Source organism: Aerococcus sp. Group 1, assembly GCF_000193205.1.
Classification (GTDB): domain Bacteria; phylum Bacillota; class Bacilli; order Lactobacillales; family Aerococcaceae; genus Aerococcus; species Aerococcus urinae_A.
This window is the reverse complement of sequence record NC_015278.1, coordinates 482334-501332: the sequence shown is the minus strand read 5'-3', so window position 1 is coordinate 501332 and position 18999 is coordinate 482334. Positions and strand designations below refer to the sequence as shown.

At 46.2% G+C, this 18999-nt stretch carries 15 protein-coding genes; all 15 read right to left on the bottom strand.

Annotation, left to right across the window (positions count from 1 at the left end):
* Positions 1–300 precede the first annotated feature (300 nt).
* Positions 301–1158 (bottom strand): pyridoxal-phosphate dependent enzyme, encoded by an 858-nt coding sequence (locus HMPREF9243_RS02345; RefSeq protein ID WP_013670061.1) that lies wholly within the window; start codon positions 1156–1158, stop codon positions 301–303.
* Between the two features lie 79 nt (positions 1159–1237).
* Positions 1238–2119: an Hsp33 family molecular chaperone HslO gene (hslO, locus tag HMPREF9243_RS02340; RefSeq protein WP_013669334.1), complete on the bottom strand. Its 882-nt coding sequence runs from the start codon at positions 2117–2119 to the stop codon at positions 1238–1240.
* A gap of 133 nt (positions 2120–2252) precedes the next feature.
* On the bottom strand, positions 2253–4403 hold the full coding sequence (gene ftsH / locus HMPREF9243_RS02335) for an ATP-dependent zinc metalloprotease FtsH (RefSeq protein WP_013668567.1): 2151 nt from the start codon (positions 4401–4403) through the stop codon (positions 2253–2255).
* A gap of 65 nt (positions 4404–4468) precedes the next feature.
* Entirely contained in the window at positions 4469–5002 is a 534-nt protein-coding gene (gene hpt, locus HMPREF9243_RS02330; RefSeq protein WP_013669898.1) for a hypoxanthine phosphoribosyltransferase, read from the bottom strand.
* 105 nt (positions 5003–5107) lie between these two features.
* Positions 5108–6526 carry a tRNA lysidine(34) synthetase TilS gene (gene tilS, locus HMPREF9243_RS02325; protein WP_013669209.1) on the bottom strand — a complete coding sequence of 473 codons (1419 nt, stop codon included), beginning with the start codon at positions 6524–6526 and terminating at the stop codon, positions 5108–5110.
* 92 nt (positions 6527–6618) lie between these two features.
* The gene (locus tag HMPREF9243_RS02320) at positions 6619–7077 is read right to left on the bottom strand and encodes a S1 domain-containing RNA-binding protein (protein WP_013668891.1); all 459 of its coding nucleotides are present in this window, start codon (positions 7075–7077) and stop codon (positions 6619–6621) included.
* A 24-nt stretch (positions 7078–7101) separates the two neighbouring features.
* Complete coding sequence (locus tag HMPREF9243_RS09765) at positions 7102–7548, bottom strand: septum formation initiator family protein (RefSeq protein WP_013670089.1); 447 nt, start codon at positions 7546–7548, stop codon at positions 7102–7104.
* Positions 7549–7624: 76 nt separating this feature from the next.
* The gene (locus tag HMPREF9243_RS02310) at positions 7625–7906 is read right to left on the bottom strand and encodes an RNA-binding S4 domain-containing protein (RefSeq protein WP_013669260.1); all 282 of its coding nucleotides are present in this window, start codon (positions 7904–7906) and stop codon (positions 7625–7627) included.
* Positions 7907–7915: 9 nt separating this feature from the next.
* A complete protein-coding gene (locus tag HMPREF9243_RS02305) occupies positions 7916–9541 on the bottom strand; it encodes a polysaccharide biosynthesis protein (RefSeq protein ID WP_013668475.1) in 1626 nt (541 codons plus the stop codon).
* Complete coding sequence (gene mfd / locus HMPREF9243_RS02300) at positions 9542–13087, bottom strand: transcription-repair coupling factor (protein WP_041706489.1); 3546 nt, start codon at positions 13085–13087, stop codon at positions 9542–9544.
* Between the two features lie 21 nt (positions 13088–13108).
* Positions 13109–13672, bottom strand: coding sequence for an aminoacyl-tRNA hydrolase (pth, locus tag HMPREF9243_RS02295; RefSeq protein WP_013669596.1), 564 nt, complete (start codon positions 13670–13672; stop codon positions 13109–13111).
* A gap of 205 nt (positions 13673–13877) precedes the next feature.
* Positions 13878–14867: a ribose-phosphate diphosphokinase gene (locus tag HMPREF9243_RS02290; RefSeq protein ID WP_041705879.1), complete on the bottom strand. Its 990-nt coding sequence runs from the start codon at positions 14865–14867 to the stop codon at positions 13878–13880.
* An 85-nt stretch (positions 14868–14952) separates the two neighbouring features.
* Positions 14953–16338, bottom strand: coding sequence for a bifunctional UDP-N-acetylglucosamine diphosphorylase/glucosamine-1-phosphate N-acetyltransferase GlmU (glmU, locus tag HMPREF9243_RS02285; RefSeq protein ID WP_013669569.1), 1386 nt, complete (start codon positions 16336–16338; stop codon positions 14953–14955).
* Positions 16339–16400: 62 nt separating this feature from the next.
* Complete coding sequence (locus HMPREF9243_RS02280; protein WP_013668839.1) at positions 16401–17714, bottom strand: DEAD/DEAH box helicase; 1314 nt, start codon at positions 17712–17714, stop codon at positions 16401–16403.
* A 2-nt stretch (positions 17715–17716) separates the two neighbouring features.
* Positions 17717–18829 carry a metallophosphoesterase gene (locus tag HMPREF9243_RS02275; protein ID WP_013669400.1) on the bottom strand — a complete coding sequence of 371 codons (1113 nt, stop codon included), beginning with the start codon at positions 18827–18829 and terminating at the stop codon, positions 17717–17719.
* Positions 18830–18999: the final 170 nt, after the last annotated feature.

Here is an 18999-nt window from a genome sequence, read left to right as displayed (position 1 = left end):
CGAGTTACAACTAAAGAATGACTAGCGGTCTTGCTCATCGACGCCTTTCTCACATCCTTACAGTTGAGTTCGGAAGGGTGAGGGGATGTCCTTTCAGAAAAGTTGAACGATCAGCAAGCTGAGTTCGAACGCCAGCCTTGAAGTTGCTTCAGAAAATACCAACGCACAGTCCTGCTGTGCTTATGATATTTTCCTCCAGCAATTCAGGGCTTTAGCGGCGTTCTCACATCCTTATAGCTGATCTTATCATCTTTTCTTCCAAGGAATCTCTCTCACTGATCCTTCCTCACATCCTTCAAATTATCGTCCATTAGCTATGGTAACTACCTTATGCCCCCGGCCTAGGCGTTCGGCAACGGCAATCGCTCCGGTAATTGCTAGGGCTGATTGAAAGTCGACTTCAAGGCCTTCATTGACCTTTAGCCACTCTTGTTCTTGGTAAGCGCGGCTGTCTTGGACCCGGATAATCTCAGCAAAGAGACTGGTATCTAGGAGGGGAAGGTCGCTAGCCGTGTCGAGATCATTTAAGCTTGATTGACTACTTGCTTCCACAGCATAAATAGCGGTCTTTTCCGACGCGTCTTTGAGGGCCCGGCCAATACCAGAGAGACTAGCTCCTGTTGATACCGCTGATACAAAGGCATTCGGAGCTTTCCCCCCTAAGGCCTCAATAATTTCTGGCCCCGTAGTCAGCTGGTGGACCACCGAGCAGGCATAGTCACTATCAGGATGAAGCAAGAATGCTGCTTCTTTTTGTCCGCTTTCAATGGCTGCTTGTCTTTGCTCAGTGACTTTGTCAGGATCGCTGAGAGGATGAATGGTCATACCGTATTCACGCAGTGCTTTCAAGTCAGCCTCACTGACCACTTCGTTGAGGAAGAAATCGCCATCATAACCCTTAATAGCCGCTAGGCAAGCCAATGAACGAATAGTAACAAAGTCAGCGCAGACCACTAGCCTAGTCCCACTGGCTAGGTCGCCTTTTTCCTCATAGACTTCCAACATATTTAATAGGGAACGGTCTTTGATATGACCAGTGGGATTTTGTCTTTCTAATTTGACATAAACATCCGCTGCTTGATAAGGAACCGACCGCTGTAATTTAATCAGTGGAGTCTCTCCAATGGTCAAGAGCAAATTGTCCAGTTTTTCTACCATTTTACACACCTCTTCATCAGCTTCTGGCATTTATTATTACTATTTTAGCATAATCAACTAAGCAACTAAAGGTAAAGGACTAGGCTTCGGCCTCCTCTAGAAGTTTTTCCAAGTCGTCCTTACTGTAGTGGTAATGACTATTACAGAAATGGCAAACGGTTTCTGCTTGACCATCTTCTTCAATAATGGCTTTGAGTTCCTGACTGCCTAGGCTGACTAAGCCCTTAGCAAAGCGTTCCTTGGTGCAGTCACAGGTAAAGCTTATCGGATGGGTAGACAAGATATTGGCTTGGCCTTCACCTAAGAGACGTTCAATAATTTCCTCCAGGCTGGCATGCTGGCTGAGTAATTTAGTGATGTGAGGGAGGTCTTGTACCGTACGCTCCAAGCGGCTAATGGTTTCTTCACTCGCTCCCGGTAAGACTTGTAACATCCAACCGCCCGCCTTGTTGACTGATTCATCCGGATTGACCAAAACCCCAAGGCCAATGGCAGAATGGATTTGTTCCGAAGCCGCTAGGTAATAGGTAAAGTCCTCGGCAATCTCACCCGAAACAATCGGGGTTTGTCCACTAAAAGGTTCCTTCAAACCCAGATCCTTAGTGACTGAAAAGGTTCCTTCAGTACCAACCACTTTACGGACATCCAACTTGCCTTGGTCATTCAAATCAAGCGAGACATGGGGATTGTCAATATAACCCTTGACCTCGCCCGCTCCATTAGCGGTCGTGACAATTTTTCCACCCAAGCCATTACCCTTAATTTGAACCGACATTCTGGCATCGTCTTTAATATCGCCAGCTAAGAGCAAAGTCCCGATTAGAGTCCGTCCCAAAGCGGCTGTGGCTGCGCTCCAGGTATCATGGCGTTGGTGGGCGTCCTCCACTAAGTCACCGGCATCGATCACACTACAACGTACAAAACCATCTTTACTAATTGCTTTAATTAACTTATCTGTCATTTTTAAATTCCTTTCCTTAATGCCTTTTTATTATGCCTAAATCACCTATCAATAGCAAATGTTTGATTTAGCTCATGAAAAAAGGACTGCGTCTTTTGGCGCAGTCCCGATTACTTAACCGATTATGTTAAGCTTATTCTTGGTCATCATCATTTGATCCTTGGGAAGGGACATTGTCATTTTGAGTTTCGTTTGCATGATCCTCATGACGGTCTTCCTCTGGAGAGCTAATGGTCTCTTCCTTGGAATCATCGACCTCTTCTTGAACCTTCTTTTGACGTTCAATTTGAGATTTCTTCAAGTTCTCTTTGGCTTCTTCATAAGAAATCGGTTCATTTTCATGACCACTTTGCTGACTTTCATCATCATCTGGTAAATGACCGTTCTCAAATAAACTCTTAATTTGTTTAGCATTTAAGGTCTCAAGTTTTAAGAGATGTTCAGCAATCACACGGACTTGCTCCTTATGCTGACTTAAGATATCTTTGGCTTCTTCTAAGGCTTGGTCCATAACCTTGCGGAGTTCTTGGTCAATTTTAGCTGCTGTTTCACCTGAATAGGATTTTTGTTGGTAAGGGTTGGTGCCTCTCATGGAGTGGTTTCCTTCATAAGAAATCGGACCTAATTCCTCACTCATCCCATATTCAGTAATCATGCTACGGGCTAAAGAAGTTGCCTGTTCAAAGTCATTGGATGCCCCAGTGGTCTGGGTGTCAAAGAAGATTTCTTCTGAAGCACGTCCTCCAAGCAGCCCCACAATTTGTTCGTGAAGGTTTTTCTTGGAGTGCATGGTTTGATCTTCTTTAGGTAGCATCACTGCATACCCCCCTGCTTTACCACGAGGAACAATGGTCACCTTATGAACGACCCGAGCATCGCTTAAGACCATACCACAGACGGTATGTCCAGCCTCGTGGAAGGCGGTTACCCGGCGTTCTTCTAAGCTTGGTTGGCTGTTTGGTTTAGCCGGACCAGCGATAACGCGGTCTTGGGCTTCATCCACATCCACCATTTCGATTCTCTTCTTATCTAAACGAGCGGCCAATAAGGCGGCTTCGTTGAGGACGTTTTCTAATTCCGCCCCAGTAAAGCCCGGTGTTTGTTGGGCAACCACTTTGAGGTCGACATTTTGAGCTAGTGGCTTGTTGCGGGCGTGAACTTTCAGAATGGCTTCCCGACCTTTCACATCTGGACGACCCACTAAGATTTGGCGGTCAAAACGTCCCGGACGTAATAAGGCTGGGTCTAAGACATCAGAACGGTTGGTTGCTGAAATCACGATCACATTGTCCTTTTCTTCAAAACCGTCCATTTCAACTAAGAGTTGGTTCAAGGTTTGTTCACGTTCATCATGGCCACCGCTCCCTGAAGCTGCGCCCCGTTGCCGACCAACCGCATCAATTTCATCAATGAAGATGATAGCAGGCGAATTTTTCTTGGCCGTATCAAACAAGTCACGCACCCGACTAGCCCCGACACCGACAAACATTTCCACAAATTCTGACCCCGAGATGGAGTAGAAAGGTACATTAGCTTCCCCGGCTACAGCTTTAGCTAGTAAGGTTTTACCGGTTCCGGGAGGGCCTTCTAAGAGGACCCCTTTAGGAATCCGAGCACCAATATCGTGGTATTTCTTGGGAGCACGGAGGAAGTCAACCAGTTCCACTAGTTCTTCCTTCTCTTCCTCACAACCAGCAACGTCAGAGAATTTCACCCGTGATTTCTTAGAAACATCTTCTACCCGGCTTTTACCCATTTGCATGGGGTTGTTCCGTCCCCCACCTTGGGTTTGTGAGAACATCATATACATGATAAACACGAAGAAGATTAAGGGAATGGCGCTCATGATCAAACTAATCCACATATTGGTTTGATCTTCCTCTTGGGCCACGACTTCGGTCCCTGAATCTTCTGCCGCTTGGTTAATGGCTGAGAGGGTTGAGTCATTAGGTAATACATGAACAATGAATCCCTTAGCTTGGTCGAGTTCAGTATTATTTAATATCGGAATATTATTGGAAGTTGATGACTCGCTTCCTTCCTTGTCTTCCCGGTACTTCCCGGTGATTTCATAGGCGCCTGCGCGAGGTTTAATTTGAACCGTTTCAATTTCTTTATCCTTTAGTTTTTGAATAAATTCGGATTGGTTAATTTCCTCTGAAGCAGCCGAATTTCCTCCTGACGAGAAGAAATTCACTATTCCTAGTAGCGCCAAGAAAATGACAATGATAATTAGACCACTGGAAAAAAAGTTATTGGGTCTCTTTGATCCTTTTCTTTGCATACATTAGCTCCATTTCTAATTTTAAACTAAATCGGTCTTATCCAGATAGGTAAGTATAACACAGATTAAGCCTGATCGCTCTTTAAACCCCCTACATAAGGTAGATTACGGTACTTTTGGGCATAGTCCATGCCGTATCCCACAACGAAAGCGTCAGGAATTTCTTTGCCGAGGTAATCAGCCTCTACTTTTACCTGTCGCCGGTCAGCCTTGTTCAAAAATGCACATATTTTGACCGATGCGGCCTGGCGCTCTTTGAAAAGTTCGGCTAGTCGTTGCAAGGTATAACCTGTATCGACAATATCTTCTACCAATAAGACATGCCGGCCTGCCACTGAAGCCTCCAAATCTTTGAGGATCTTGACGTCACCGCCTGATTCAGTGCCATTGCCGTAACTAGAAACCGCCATAAAGTCCACTTCTAGGGGCACATTAATTTCTCGGATTAAATCAGCCATAAATAAAAATGACCCTTTAAGGATTCCGACCACAAGTAGGTCTTGGTCTTGATAATCTTTGGAAATTTCCTCGCCTAAGCGCTTATTAATGGCTTGGATTTCCTCCGTACTGATTAAGATATCGCTAATCTCTTGGTTCATGTATAGCCTCCGTGTTATATAAGTTCAATTATGTCCTTAATTGTAGCAAAAGCAGCTACCTGTCTGCAACATTTTCAGCCCTTTTAGACAATTTTTAAGGAATGCTTAGAGTCGCTGAATTTGGCTAAAAGGCCCCTCCCCGTTCAGAGGATAGCGGTAGAGCCATTGCCCCTTTTGACTTAAGATTCCAAGGACCCAAGACTGGCCTCGGACGATCAGCCATGACGTCTGACGGTCTGCTTGAGCAATCTTCTCATTAATGAAGAAGCGACGGATTTTTTGCTGGCTTCCTGAAGGGAGTTTGAGATAGTCACCGGCTTGCCGGTGGCGGATAGTCAGGGATTGGTCACTTAGAGAGTGAGGCAAGTAAAAGCTTTGGCTAGTGTCCTGATGCTTTTCCTGACCAGCCAAAGTCCAGCTTAAGGAGAAGTCTTCTAGCTGAATCACTGCTTTTTCTAATTCAAGCGGTCTCTCTGATAGCTCTGGCCCGGTCTGATAGTAGTGGGCTGGGCTGGTTTTCAAGCGGATAAAGGCGGCCTGATAGACCTTATCCAAGACATAATGCCCCGGCAAGGCCCATTGGCCCTGGGCAGCCCCCTGGTTAAGAAAGTCGACCAATTCCTCCATTCCCGTCCGAGTGAAAACCAAGAGTTCTGGAATCTCACAACGCTGAAAAAGCATTTCCATTAGTAAGACTTGTTCCGCCTGAGAATACTGACCCAGGGCTTCCAGGTCGATGCGAAAACAGCCCGCTTCCTGGTCAAATAAGTTAGCCAGCAGCTGGTTGAGCTGGGGATAGGCCAGGTCCAATAAGGCTTTGAGGTCGGTTTGAAAATGACGGAAATGTGCCTTGAAGTTACCAGATTCCCGCTCTAGATAGGGAATAATCTCTTGACGGAAACGATTGCGTTGGAAGTGCTTATCCCAATTGGTCATGTCTTCCTGGTAGGGAATCCCTTCTACTCTTGCTATGTCATATAAGCTGGCTTTCTCTACCTCTAAAAGAGGTCGGAGAATTTGGGCCTTGGGATAGGTGTAAAGCGGGCTAAGGGACTCCATACCCTTAAAACTAGCTAGGTGTCCGCCATGGACTAGGCGCATTAAGCCGGTTTCTACCTGGTCATCACTATGGTGGGCCGTCACCAAACGCAAGGAGGCCTTGTCTTTGAGAATTTTTCCAAAGGCATGGTAGCGGAAGGCCCGGGCTTTGGCTTCTACATTGCCAGCTAAATCGGCTCCATGCTGCCAAATACTCACCTTGAGGTCCAAGTCGCGTTCTTGGCAATAGGCCACCATCATTTCCTGCTCGGCTTCTGACTCCAAGCGCAAGCGGTGATTAATATGGATGACAAAGAAATTTAGCCCATGAATCGCTTGCAGTGTCTCAAAACACCTTAAAAGGACCATGGAATCCACGCCACCAGAAACCGCCAGGGCATAGGGCTTGTGACTAGCTAAATAGTCGCTATCTTCTGCCACTAACTTTTGGTAAATCATTTGGGCAAGTTGACTGAGCTCTAACATCTTCCACCTTCCTTATAAAAATAAAGAAAGAGGCTGTGACCAGCGTCATAACCTCTTGGTAAAATCTTTTTTCTATTCTTCATCTCTTGTCATTAGCCGCGACGGCCACCGCGGCCACCACGTTTGCCTTCGGTATTACGCTTCAAGGAAGTTAAGCGATCATCACTTTCCTTTAAGAAATTATTCATCATGGCGTCAAAGTCACTGGTTTTTGTTTGTGGCTTACGGTCAAATTTCTTATGGCTATTGTTGGCCTTAGCTGGCTTAGGACTACTATTGCCATGCTTCGCTTGTGCTTTAGGCTCAGCCTGGTTTTGGCCTTTGGCGTCCTTCATGGATAAGGCAATCTTTCCATCCGGTTGAATTTTAGTGACAATCGCAGTCACTTCATCGCCTTTTTGTAGATAATCATTGATATCTTTAATATAGCTATCGGAAATTTCAGAAATGTGGACTAAACCACTGTTTCCATCACCGAGATCGACAAATACACCAAATTTAACAATTCCTGTAACCTTGCCAGTTACTTTTTCCCCAACTTCTACGGTCATGAAAGCTTATGATCCTCCTAATTTTTATTCGTTATTTGTTTTGTTTTGATTATTTTGTGCTTCTAGGTATGCCTTGTTAAGACTTTTTGCCTTCATGGAATCATTATCTTCAGGAGTGGAAAAAATAATTTCGCCCTCTTTGCTGAGATAATATTGGGCTCGAGCCAAACTTGCCAGGTAAGACTCATTATGCAATAAGGTCACTTGATTTTTTAGGGAGTCAACAATTTCTTGCTCACTCTGCCTTTGTTGCTTGGCCTGCTCCGTTTGTTCGCTTAAGGACCGTGTCTTGATTTGGGCATGGAAGACGCCAAACAGACATAATAGGGAGCCTAGTAGGCAAAAGCCTAAGAGCGAGCGCATGATTAAGTCATGCCACTTCTGTTTCTTAGTATCTTCTTGCTCCTTCTTGCCAGCGTAGCGTGCGATGGAAGTAATTTTATTCTTATTTTCCTTGCCTTGGTCGCCCATCTTTAGCACCCTTTCACAAAATAGTACCCTTCCTATTGTACCTTGCTTCTTTTAAAAAGTATAGCTCCTATTTTAATTAAAAAAATTCAGGTTCGCTCGCTTTTTCCTTCCACTCCTCATCGAGAATGGTATACATTTTGCTGGCGTCTTCTTTTTTAGTCGAATTTTCTAGGGCATCAACCCTCAAAGTCAGCCACTTATTGCCAAACTCAATCTTAACCGTATCACCAACTTCCAAGTTGGTCCCGGACTTGGCGGGCCGCCCATTAACAGCCACCCGACCTTGGTCACAGGCCTCTTTGGCCACGGTACGTCGCTTAATAATTCGAGCAACTTTTAAAAATTTATCAATTCGCATAGACTCTTCCTAACTCTCCTTATTTTTGATCCAATATTTAGCTAAGGGAATTTCTTGCCACTCAGCCGGATTAAGTATCGGGTATCTTCTTACTACTAATAATACGACACCTGCTCCCAAAAGGACAGCCAAGCCCACAAATAAAGTAGCAAAGGCCCGACCTTTAGGGAAATTTAGCCAAAAGAGCCAGCGCAAAGCCATAATGGCCAGCCACATAGGAAGAACCACTAGGCTAGTATCTCTCAGTAAAATCCCCATTTGACTCTCGCTTTTAATCGAATGGGGAATAAAATGGTGCATCAACATCAGTATCATCACTAGAGCGAGTAAACTGGACCAGACGCCCCCCACTAGGCCAAAGCGGCTAACCAGCATGTGGGCAAAGACCCCTTTAACTAATAATCCCAAGCCCAGGGCCATGGCCGAATAAAACCACTGGTTCTGGCCCAGGAAAATATTATGGTAGATCAATACCCAGCTGGCCAAGACAATCATCAGTAGATACTGTTCTAAGACCCCGCTGCCCTTAGCATCACTAAAGAGCATCACATTGAGTTCCGGTAAGATAGCCATTATCCCCGCCGTGACCAATAGACTAATAAAGAAAGTTAAGCGGCTAAAACGAGCTGCCGCTTCCCTAAATAGAGCCTTTTGCTTTTTGACAAAGGCCTGGGAAAGCAGGGGCAAGTAAGAGGTCTGGAAGGCCAGGGAAAAGACCATGCCCAATTGGACAAAGGGCTGGCCGCGATCATAGACTCCCTTATAAACCTTAGCCAGTTCGCTATCCAAACCAAAATCCAGTAAACCATCATAAAGGGTAAAAGAATCAATCAATTGAAAGAAGACCAATAAGGCTGAGAAACTACAAATCACCAGGCCATCGGTTACAAAGGTTCTTAAAATCTGGGGCCAGGTCAAGTGATAAGGCGGATCTTCAGCCAGGGCTCGACTTCTTTTCGATTCTTGGAATAAGCGCTGGGTGCCCCTGGATTGAAGCAGGGCCAGGATTAGGTAGCTAGCTGCCGTAAAACCAGCAATCCCAGCCGAGGCCATGGCCCAGGCCCCCATCTCATAGAGGGACCAGTCCTGACTAAAGACCTGGCTATAGAGATAAGCCACCCCTAAGATTACCCCAACCCGGACCACTTGCTCGATAACCTGGGAGACGGCGGTATGCTTCATATCATTGCGACCCTGAAAGGCTCCCCGAATGAGGAGGAGAAAAGGCATGGCTAAGAACATATAGGAAACGCTCCGAATCACCACTGCCAAGTTGGGGTCAGCCATTCCCTGGGCTAAAAGCGGGGCTAGAAAAAAACTCAGGCTAAAACACAATAAAGAAAAAATGACTACTAGGAGACTATAACGCCGCAAAAACAGGCGGCGGTGGGCCAGGTCAACCTGCCAGCTAATTTGTTTACCCACGTAATTAGGTAAGCCGCTCAGGGCGAAGGTCATTCCAATCCCATAAATGGGGTAGACTTGCTGGTAGACATAGAAGCCCGTGTCGCCCACTAGGTTTTGAAAGGGAACCCGGTAAACCGCACTGAGAATCTTAGCGATAATGCCGGCCAGGGTCAACAAGCTGGCTCCCTTTAAGGCTTGTTGGCTACGACGGTTCTTACTGGACATCATCTAGTCCTCCCCCTCCACTTGATCAGAAGTGGCCGCTATGTCTTTACTGAGCTGGGTCAGAAATTGCAGGAGATAGTCTAACCACTGATAAGTTGACAGGTCTTTAGTGTTTAACTGCATGACTAATTGATCATTAGCCATTTTGATTTGTAGTTTCATGGGGATATCTTCTAAGGCTTGGAAAATGAGCGGAGTCAATTGGCTAGGATTTTGTTGCTTGGTAAAGACCAGCTCAATCGCTTTCCCCTTACGCGTGATTTTTTCTACCCCTATTGCAGTAGCATAGGACTTCATCGCCCCGACTGCTAAGAGCCATTGAACTTCTACCGGAGGCTCACCAAAGCGGTCCAATAATTCGTCATCCAAGTCCCACATGGCATCGACATCCTCCAGCAGGTTGATGCGTTTGTAGATTTCCACCTTTTGATTTTCATCCTGGATATATTCTGAAGGAATATAGGCATCAATGTGCAATTCAATTTCTGTCGGTGACTGTGGCCGCTTGGCTGCCTTACCCTGCTTCTTACGGATAGCTTCATCCAGCATCTGTTGAAAGAGGTCATAACCTACCGAATTGACAAAACCGTGCTGTTCTTGCCCCAGGAGGTTGCCGGCTCCACGAATGGAGAGGTCGCGCATAGCGATTTTGAACCCTGCCCCTAATTCGGTAAAGTCTTTGAGGGCGGTCAGCCGTTTTTCGCTGGCCTCATTGAGGGCCTTGTCAGGCCGGTACATAAAGTAAGCATAAGCCACCCGGTTGGACCGGCCTACCCGGCCCCGTAATTGATAGAGGGTCGATAAGCCCATTCGGTCAGCATCCTCCACTAAAAGGGTATTGACATTAGGCATATCAATCCCGGTTTCAATAATGGTGGTAGTGACTAAGACGTCGTCATCTCCGGCCAGGAAATCCATTAAGACTTCCTCTAATTGATTCGCATGCATCTGGCCATGGGCAATGGCTACCCGGGCTTTGGGGACTAATTCCTCAATAAAGTTGGCCTTTTCTTGGATATTTTGCACATTATTAAAGAGGTAAAAGACTTGACCATTGCGGGCTAATTCACGTTCAATGGCATCCCGGATCGCCCCATAGTTTTGTTCCATGACATAGGTTTGCACAGGAAAACGGTTAGCTGGTGGCGTTTCAATCACACTCAAGTCCCTAACCCCCATCATGGACATATTCAAGGTGCGAGGGATCGGCGTTGCCGTTAGGGTAAGGACATCGACATTTTTTCGCAAGGCCTTTAATCTCTCCTTGGCCTTGACGCCAAAGCGTTGTTCCTCATCAACAACCAGTAAACCCAGATCTAAGAACTTAATATCCTTGGATAGGAGTCGGTGGGTACCAATCACTAGTTGGACACTACCCTCTTTTAAACCCTTAATGACATGCTTTTGTTCGGCCGGACTCCGAAAACGGCTCAATAAGTCAATAGTAAAGGGATAGTCCTTAAAGCGTTCCAGCATGGTTTCATAGTGTTGCTGGGCTAAGACAGTCGTTGGCACCAGGAAGGCGACTTGCTTGCCGTCTAGCATAGCCTTAAAGGCAGCCCGCATAGCAACTTCAGTCTTTCCAAAGCCCACGTCCCCAACAAGGAGACGATCCATAGGCTTTTCTTTTTCCATATCGGCTTTAATTTCTTTGATTGAGCGGAGCTGGTCATCGGTTTCAGGATAAGGAAATTCGTCTTCAAAGGCAGCCTGGTCTTCGTTGTCAGGACTAAAGGCATAGCCCTTTCTGGTCTCCCTTTCTGCATACAGGTCCACCAAGTCATCAGCAATATCTTCGATTTTTTTGCTGACCCTTTGCTTGGTCTTTTGCCATTCGGTCCCACCCATTTTGTTGAGTTTAGGGCTCTTCCCTTCCGCTGAGACATATTTTTGTACCAAGTCAATTTGGTCAATGGGGACGTGGATAGAGGCATTATCAGCATAGACGATACTGAGATAGTCCTTGTGGTTTCCTGCTACCTCGATGGTCTCTACCCCAACGAACTGACCAATCCCGTGGTTCACATGGACTACATAGTCGCCAGGTTTTAACTCTTGGTAGCTCTTCAAACGTTCAGCGTTAGAAAGGTTATTGGTATTTTTACGACGGCGGCGCTTAGCCTGGTCAAAGAGGTCACTTTGGGCTAAGAGGACCACTTGACTGTCCACAAATTCAATCCCACCTGACAGCTGGCCAGCAATTATATTAATTGCTTCAGGGATAATCTGATCTGCCTGGGTCAAAACTGCCTGAAAGTCCATGGCCTTGAGGTCTTTTTCTAAGTCGCGGGCCTTGTCTTCTTCTTCGATAAAGATCAGTAAAGACCGGCCCATTCTCAACCAGGCTTCAAATTCCAGCTTAATGGCTTCTTTATTATGGTAAAAAGGCGTTACCGTCCGAGTTTGGAATTGGTAGAGGCCGTCAAAGCGCATATTGCCGTAACCCTTCTGCCACTGGGCCAGGTAAAACTTCCGCCCCGAATAAGCCATCACTTGGTCGTGACTATCTAAATAGATCTGGTCAATTGGGGGCAGGTGGCCAGCCTCCACCTTACCTTGAAGATAAAGGGCTGCTCGCTGATCAATTTCCTGGGATAATTCAATCAACCGAGTCATATCATCCAAAACTAGAGTCTGTCCCTCTCCCACATAGTCGAGGAGGCTGCAGGAATCTGGATAGAGGATCTGACTAAAATAATGGGTCCGTTCGGTGGTTTCTCCAGCTGACCAGGCTTGGATTTCATCCTGGAAGATGGCCTGGACTTGTTTTTTGATGGCTTCATCTTGGACTTTCTCAGCTTTTTCCTGGGCCACTTTTTCTAGATTAGCCACACCAGCTTTTAGGCGGTCAGGGCTAAACAAGAGGTCTTTTGCCGGTAAGATGGTAACTGCTTCTAAGTCCTCTTGGCTCTTTTGGCTGTTAACGTCAAAAGTTGTGATACGCTCCACTTCATCGAAGGCTAAAGACAGTCGCAAGGGCTGGGAACTGGTTAAGGGAAAAAGGTCAACAATATCCCCACGGACACTCATTTCACCAGGTCGTAAAACGGCCTCTACCCGTTCATAACCTAAAAGCAATAGATCTGCTTTCAGCTGGCCAACTGCGAGTTCTTGGCCCCGTTGGATGCTTTTAACTAGGTGTTTCCACTCAGCCACAGGAGTCAGGGCGCGCTTTAAGCCAAAGATAGGGCTAATTAAGATCCCACTACTGTCTTCATCAAGTAACCAGTCTAAGGTCGCCAAGCGGTCCCCCAGAGCTTCCGGGCTTTGAATGGCTAAGTCTTCAGCCACACTTTCTGGACTGGAATAGAGGTGGAGGTCAGCTTCTGGATTGAAAGTTTGCAGGTCTTCATAAAAACGCTCCGCCTGCAAGAGGTTATTGGTCAAGACCACGGTCTTTTTATCGGGATTGCTGGATTGAATTTCAGCAATCATATAGGCCTTACTAGCCGCCTGTAAACCCAGGTAGAGAACACTCTGCCCCGTCCTCAAGGTGTTTTCTAGCTTGCTGTCAATAATTTTCTCATTGAGATAATTTTCTAAGTTCATTTCCACGTCTTTCTCTCTTTATTAGTTATTGAAACGATTCATAGTGTTTTCAAAGCTATTGCCCTCTAACCAGTAAGAAATGGCATCGGCTGCCGCTTGGCTGCTTTCTAACATCTTGCCTTGGTCTTCCTTTGAGAATTTTCCTAGGACATGGTTGACTACCGAACCCTTACCTTTGGGATGACCAACACCTAATTTGATCCGTTGAATGTCTTTGGAATTAAGCATTTTAATGATATCTTTCATTCCGTTATGACCGCCAGCACTACCCTTTTTTCGAAGGCGGAGCCGCCCAGGTTCCATGTCCATATCATCATAGACCACTAAGAGGTCTTCTAAGTCGATGTGGTAATAATTCATAAAGCCAGATACACATTGACCGGATAGATTCATAAAAGTAGTGGGTTTGACAAAGATCACCTGGTCATTAGCCACCCGACGTTTAAAATAGACCCCATTGAAAGCGGAACGATCAAAGCTTTCATGGTGGCGGTAGGCCCATTCATTAAGGACAATAAAACCAATATTATGGCGGGTCCCTTCGTATTCTTTTCCTGGATTTCCTAATCCAACCACTAACTTCATATCGATCATCCTTTTCTTTTTAACGCAACAAAATCTGTACACCGCCCACAGCGAGGGAGATGTACAGATGACTTGCTACTAGTAATTTTCTTCATTTTAGCGAAAAAAAGCTACCCTCACAAGTTTTTTCGCCTAAATGCAAAAGAAGCTCAGACATCAGTCAAAGCTTCCTTTACACTAAGATTATTCTTTTTTAAGTATTTTACTAATCTTTGGCTTCCATTCCCTTGAATTGTTCGCGGAAGAGCGGACTCACTGATTTGTTATTTTGAATCCGATAGATGGCTTCAGCAATCAGTTCAGAAACAGAAACTGTCGTGATCTTATCAATTTTCTTTTCCTCAGGGAGGTTGATTGAGTCGGTCACCACAATTTCATCAATATTAGCGCTTTCTAGACGTTCAATGGCTGGTCCAGATAAGACAGGGTGGGTACAGCAGACAGTCACCGAAACAGCGCCTGCTTCTTCTAAGGCATTAGAAGCAGCGGTGATGGTGCCGGCGGTGTCGATCATGTCATCGATAATGATACAGTCTTTGCCTTTGACCTCACCAACAATATTCATGACTTCGGCAACGTTGGCACGTGGGCGACGCTTGTCGATAATAGCAATTGGCGCATCCAAGAATTCCGCCAATTTTCTAGCCCGGGTCACCCCGCCATGGTCAGGAGAGACAACGACAATGTCTTTGCCTTGATAAAGATCCTTATCAAGGAAGTAATTAGCCAGTAGCGGAGCTCCCATGAGGTGGTCCACCGGAATATCAAAGAAACCTTGAATTTGGCTGGCGTGTAGGTCGAGAGCGAGCACTCGGGTAGCGCCAGCGTCTTCAATCATATTAGCAACCAATTTGGATGTAATCGGTTCACGTGGCTTAGCCTTACGGTCTTGGCGGGCATAACCAAAGTAAGGAATCACCACATTGATTTGATCAGCGCTGGCCCGGCGGCAGGCATCGATCATAATCATTAGTTCCATTAAGTTCTCATTGACGGGTGCAGAAGTCGATTGCAAAATATAAATATTATCCCCACGAATGGATTCTTCAATGTTAATGTGAATTTCCCCATCACTAAAGTGGTTAACATTTATTTTTCCCAATTCAATTCCCAAACAATCAGCAACCTTCTGTGCCAAGGGCTTGTTAGAATTTAATGAGAAAAGCTTAAAGTTTTTATCTTCATGTTCTGACATTGTCATAAGTTCCTCCTAAAACCTAAATGTTAAAAAAACTAAGTCCCTACCATATTATCTTACCATAGAAGTAAGCTCTTTAGGGTTAACTTTCCGGCTTATTTTTAGAAATAGGTAATTTATGCCAATAATTTTCTTTATTACTTTGCCGTGACCGGGCAATGGCCAGGGCCTCCTTAGGAACGTCTTCAGTAATGGTGGATCCCGCAGCAACAAAACTATGATCAGCCAAGCTAACCGGGGCAACAATATTGGCATTAGAACCGATAAAGCTATAGTCGCCCACCTGACTACGGTGCTTACTATAACCATCATAGTTACAGAAGATCACCCCGCAACTGAGGTTAATATAGCTGCCCAAGTCAGCATCGCCGACATAGGTTAAGTGGCCGGCCTTGGTGTGGTCCCCGAGGCTAGCGTTTTTAATTTCAACGAAGTTACCAATATGAACATATTCTCCCAAGACTGATTGGGGTCTGAGATGGGCCATGGGACCAATCGAGCTATGAGAGCCTACTTGGCTACTTTCAATTTTAGAAGAATCCACCGTCACTTCGTCGCCAATTTGACTATCCACGATCTGGCTGTTAGCTAGAATATGGCAGTTCTTGCCGATACGGGTCTGTCCTAAGAGATTGACCTGTCCTTCAATAATGGTATCTTGGCCGATGGAGACTTCCGCATCGATTTTGGTTGTTTGGGGATCTAAGATTGTCACCCCATTATCCATCCAGTAGCGGTTGTTTCGTTGATAGTAGAGCTGGTTAGCTTGGGCCAGGGCTTGCCGGTCATTAACCCCCAAAGACTCTCCAAAGTCAGCCATTTGGTAAGCTGAAATCCGTTCCCCCTGACTGCGTAAGATTTCAATCACATCTGGGAGGTAATATTCTCCTTGGGCATTATCATTGCCCACTTGGTGGAGGGCTTCAAAAAGGGCCTGGTTATCAAAGACATAGGTTCCGGTGTTGATTTCCTTCACTGCCTTTTCTTCTGGCTTGGCATCCTTTTCTTCAACAATTTTAGCCACCGACCCGTCTTGCTTACGGATAATCCGGCCGTAGCCACTTGGGTCTTCAGCCTTAGCGGTTAAGATACTGGCCTTAGCCCCCTCAGCTTCATGGACATCGAGTAAGTCTTCCAGGGTAGCCTGGGTAATTAGGGGCGTGTCTCCACAAATCACCAGGGTAGAGCCTGCCTTATCAGCCAGTAAATCTTCTGCTTGTAAAACCGCATGGCCCGTCCCTAATTGTTCTTCTTGGAGGCAGAATTGACTTTGCCCTGCTAAGACTTTTTCGACCTCTTCGGCCCCAAAACCGACAATGGTAATGACCTCATTAAAGCCGGCTGCCTTAACATTATCTAAGACGTGAGCCACCATGGGTTTATTAGCGACCTCATGTAATACCTTATACTTAGTTGATTTCATCCGGGTTCCCTTACCAGCAGCAAGGATAATCGCATAACGATCCATTATTTTATATGCACTCCTTCATTTTTAGTCCTCTATTATTCTAATGAAGTTTTTCTTGGGCTTCAATTCTTTTTTGCTTTTTTACGCCGGGCGCCCTTGTTCTTTTGCTGGCGTTTTCGATTTTTCTTTTTCTTTCCTTTGCCTGCCGATTGATCAGCTGAAGGCGCCGCCCGCTTGGAAGACTGGAGCTTTTTCGCCCTTCTATTTGCCTGGTCATGGCCTGCTGGCTGGGGCTGGCTGCTAGCTTTGACCAGCTGACCTTTGTAGAGAGCGTACTCTTCCAGCTCAGTTCCTTCTGATAAGACTTGTTTTAATTCTCTCAGGGTGCGGTCGTTATTGCAGAAAGTCAAGACCAAGCCTTCTTGCCCCATCCGCCCAGTCCGGCCACTGCGGTGGACATAGGTGGCCTGGTCTTTGGCCAGGTCATATTGGATCACACAGGCTAAACCAGGAATATCCAAGCCCCGGCTAGCCAAGTCGGTCGTGAATAAATAAACCAACTGCCCCCGGTTAAAGGCTTGGATGACCCTTTGCCGGTCTTGGCCACTCATTTCCGCATGCAAGGCCGCCACGGGCAAGCCATGGTAGCTTAACTTTTCTTCCAGTAAATCCACATCAGCCTTAGTACGGACAAAAACCAAGGCCCTAAAGTCGGCCAATTGGGCCAGGCTGCGCAGGCGGTCCACCCGTTTGCGGACCGGAGTTAGCAGGTAGCCATGGTGGAGATTGGCCTGGCTGGATAGGTCCTGTCTAAGGTCAATGACCTGGTCAATGGCTAGTAATTCTTTAACCTTGGTCAAGCTGTCTTGGGTGATGGTGGCTCCAAAGGCAATATTTTGCCGTTGTTTAGGCAGGCGTTTGATTAAGTCAGTGAATAAGGGAAGACTGTCGGCCTTTAGCAAGTCATCGACTTCATCACAGATCAAATAGTTCACTTGGTGGACTTTTAATTTCCGTTGTTCAATCAGTTCATTAATCCGCCCTAGACTAGCCACTACGATTTCCGGCTTGGCCTTCAATTGGTCAATCTGGCGCTTGATGTTAGCTCCACCAATGACTAGCTGAAGTTTTAGGTCAAGCGACTGGGCCCAAGGGCGAGCCACACTAGCAATTTGACTGGCTAATTCCTGGGAAGGGGCCAGAATAATTAACTGCAAACCTGCCTGGGCTTGGACTTGATTGAAGCTAGCTAAAAGATAAGCCAGGGTCTTCCCAGTCCCCGTTGCCGATAAGGCTAAAAGATTGTCCCCCTGTAAAATACGGGGCCAGGCTGCAGCTTGGATGGGGGTGGGCTGGTCAAAGCCTTGTGCTTCCCACTCTGCCTTAAGGGGCTGGGCTAAGAAACTAGCAACTAAACTGTCTTGCTCTGCTTTCAAAATTAAACCTCATCGCTCTCTTCTTTAATACTTAAATACTTGGTGGATTGATCTTGGTAAGGGCCAGTAATGGCTAAAGTTTCAGCTTCTCTTGCTGACTTGGCTGGGACTAGGTCAGCCTGTGCGGTTTGGGCAGCTAATTGTTCATCGACTTCATTATTAAGAATGGCCTTAGCTTGTTTCCAGGACAAGCCTCCATAAGCGGCAATTTCGCGGTCGGTTTCCGCCAATTCCCGTTCCAAGAAAGCTTCTTTAGAAGCAGTTAATTGCACCACAACCAGTTCTGCTTGGTTATTGAAACGGACATGCCACTTAGGCGCCCCAATCCCCCGTGAAATCACTAGACACTTGTATTGGTCACCAGGGAGGCGGAAAACTCCTTCGGTATATTGGGGCAAGTGGCCTTGGTCAGAAGCGTAAAGGCCTCCTAAGCCCGGAATCCGAATCTGTCCGCCTTGGGCATGGCCTGAAAGCACTAGGTCGGGCGATTTTTCGATCGATTCATGGTAACGTAAGAAGGCTTCAGGATGGTGGGCTAGTAAGATCTTAGGTAGGGCTAATTGATCTGCTTCAAGGGGGAGAAAGCGTAAGGCGTCCCCTTTTAAGAAGTGGCGGCCTGGTTTTTCCGCTAGGCCCATGACGACCAGGTCTTGCCCATTTAGGCTAATGGTTTGGGCTTGGTCATGTAAGACTCCCACCCCTGCCTGTCTTAAGAGCTCTTCCATTAAATGGCTATAAGGGCTCTTCACTTCATTGGAGCCGCTGACATAGAAGACTGGAGCCAGGTTGGCTAATTGCTTGATAAAGACAGCCAGTTCTTGGCGGTCAAAGGCCTTTTCCGGATGGATGAGATTACCGGTAATAGCAATGAGGTCGACCTCCTCCTCTTTAACGGCCTTCAAGATATCGACCACCTTAACCCTTTGGTCGGGAAAATTAAGGTCGGACAAGTGGGCAATTTTTACCCCTTCTAAACCGCCTCCGTAGCGAGGACTTTCGACTAAATAATGGGTTTTTCCCAGTTGATAATTTTGAAAATAAAGATAAGCCAGGCTGCCCCCGATAATAGCGGCGGATTGCAAGCCTTTCTTCAAGAGTTGATTCTTTTGACTCATATGAATTGCCTCCCTTTGACTAAATGATCACAGTGAGCTAAGTACTCCTTATATTTTAGCATAAGCCACCCGCTTTATCCCGCTTAAGCTCACCTTCAGGCGGCTTGGATGGATTTTTTAGCCGGGATTGCTATAATAGATAGATGAGTTTAAAGCAAAAAAACATTAAT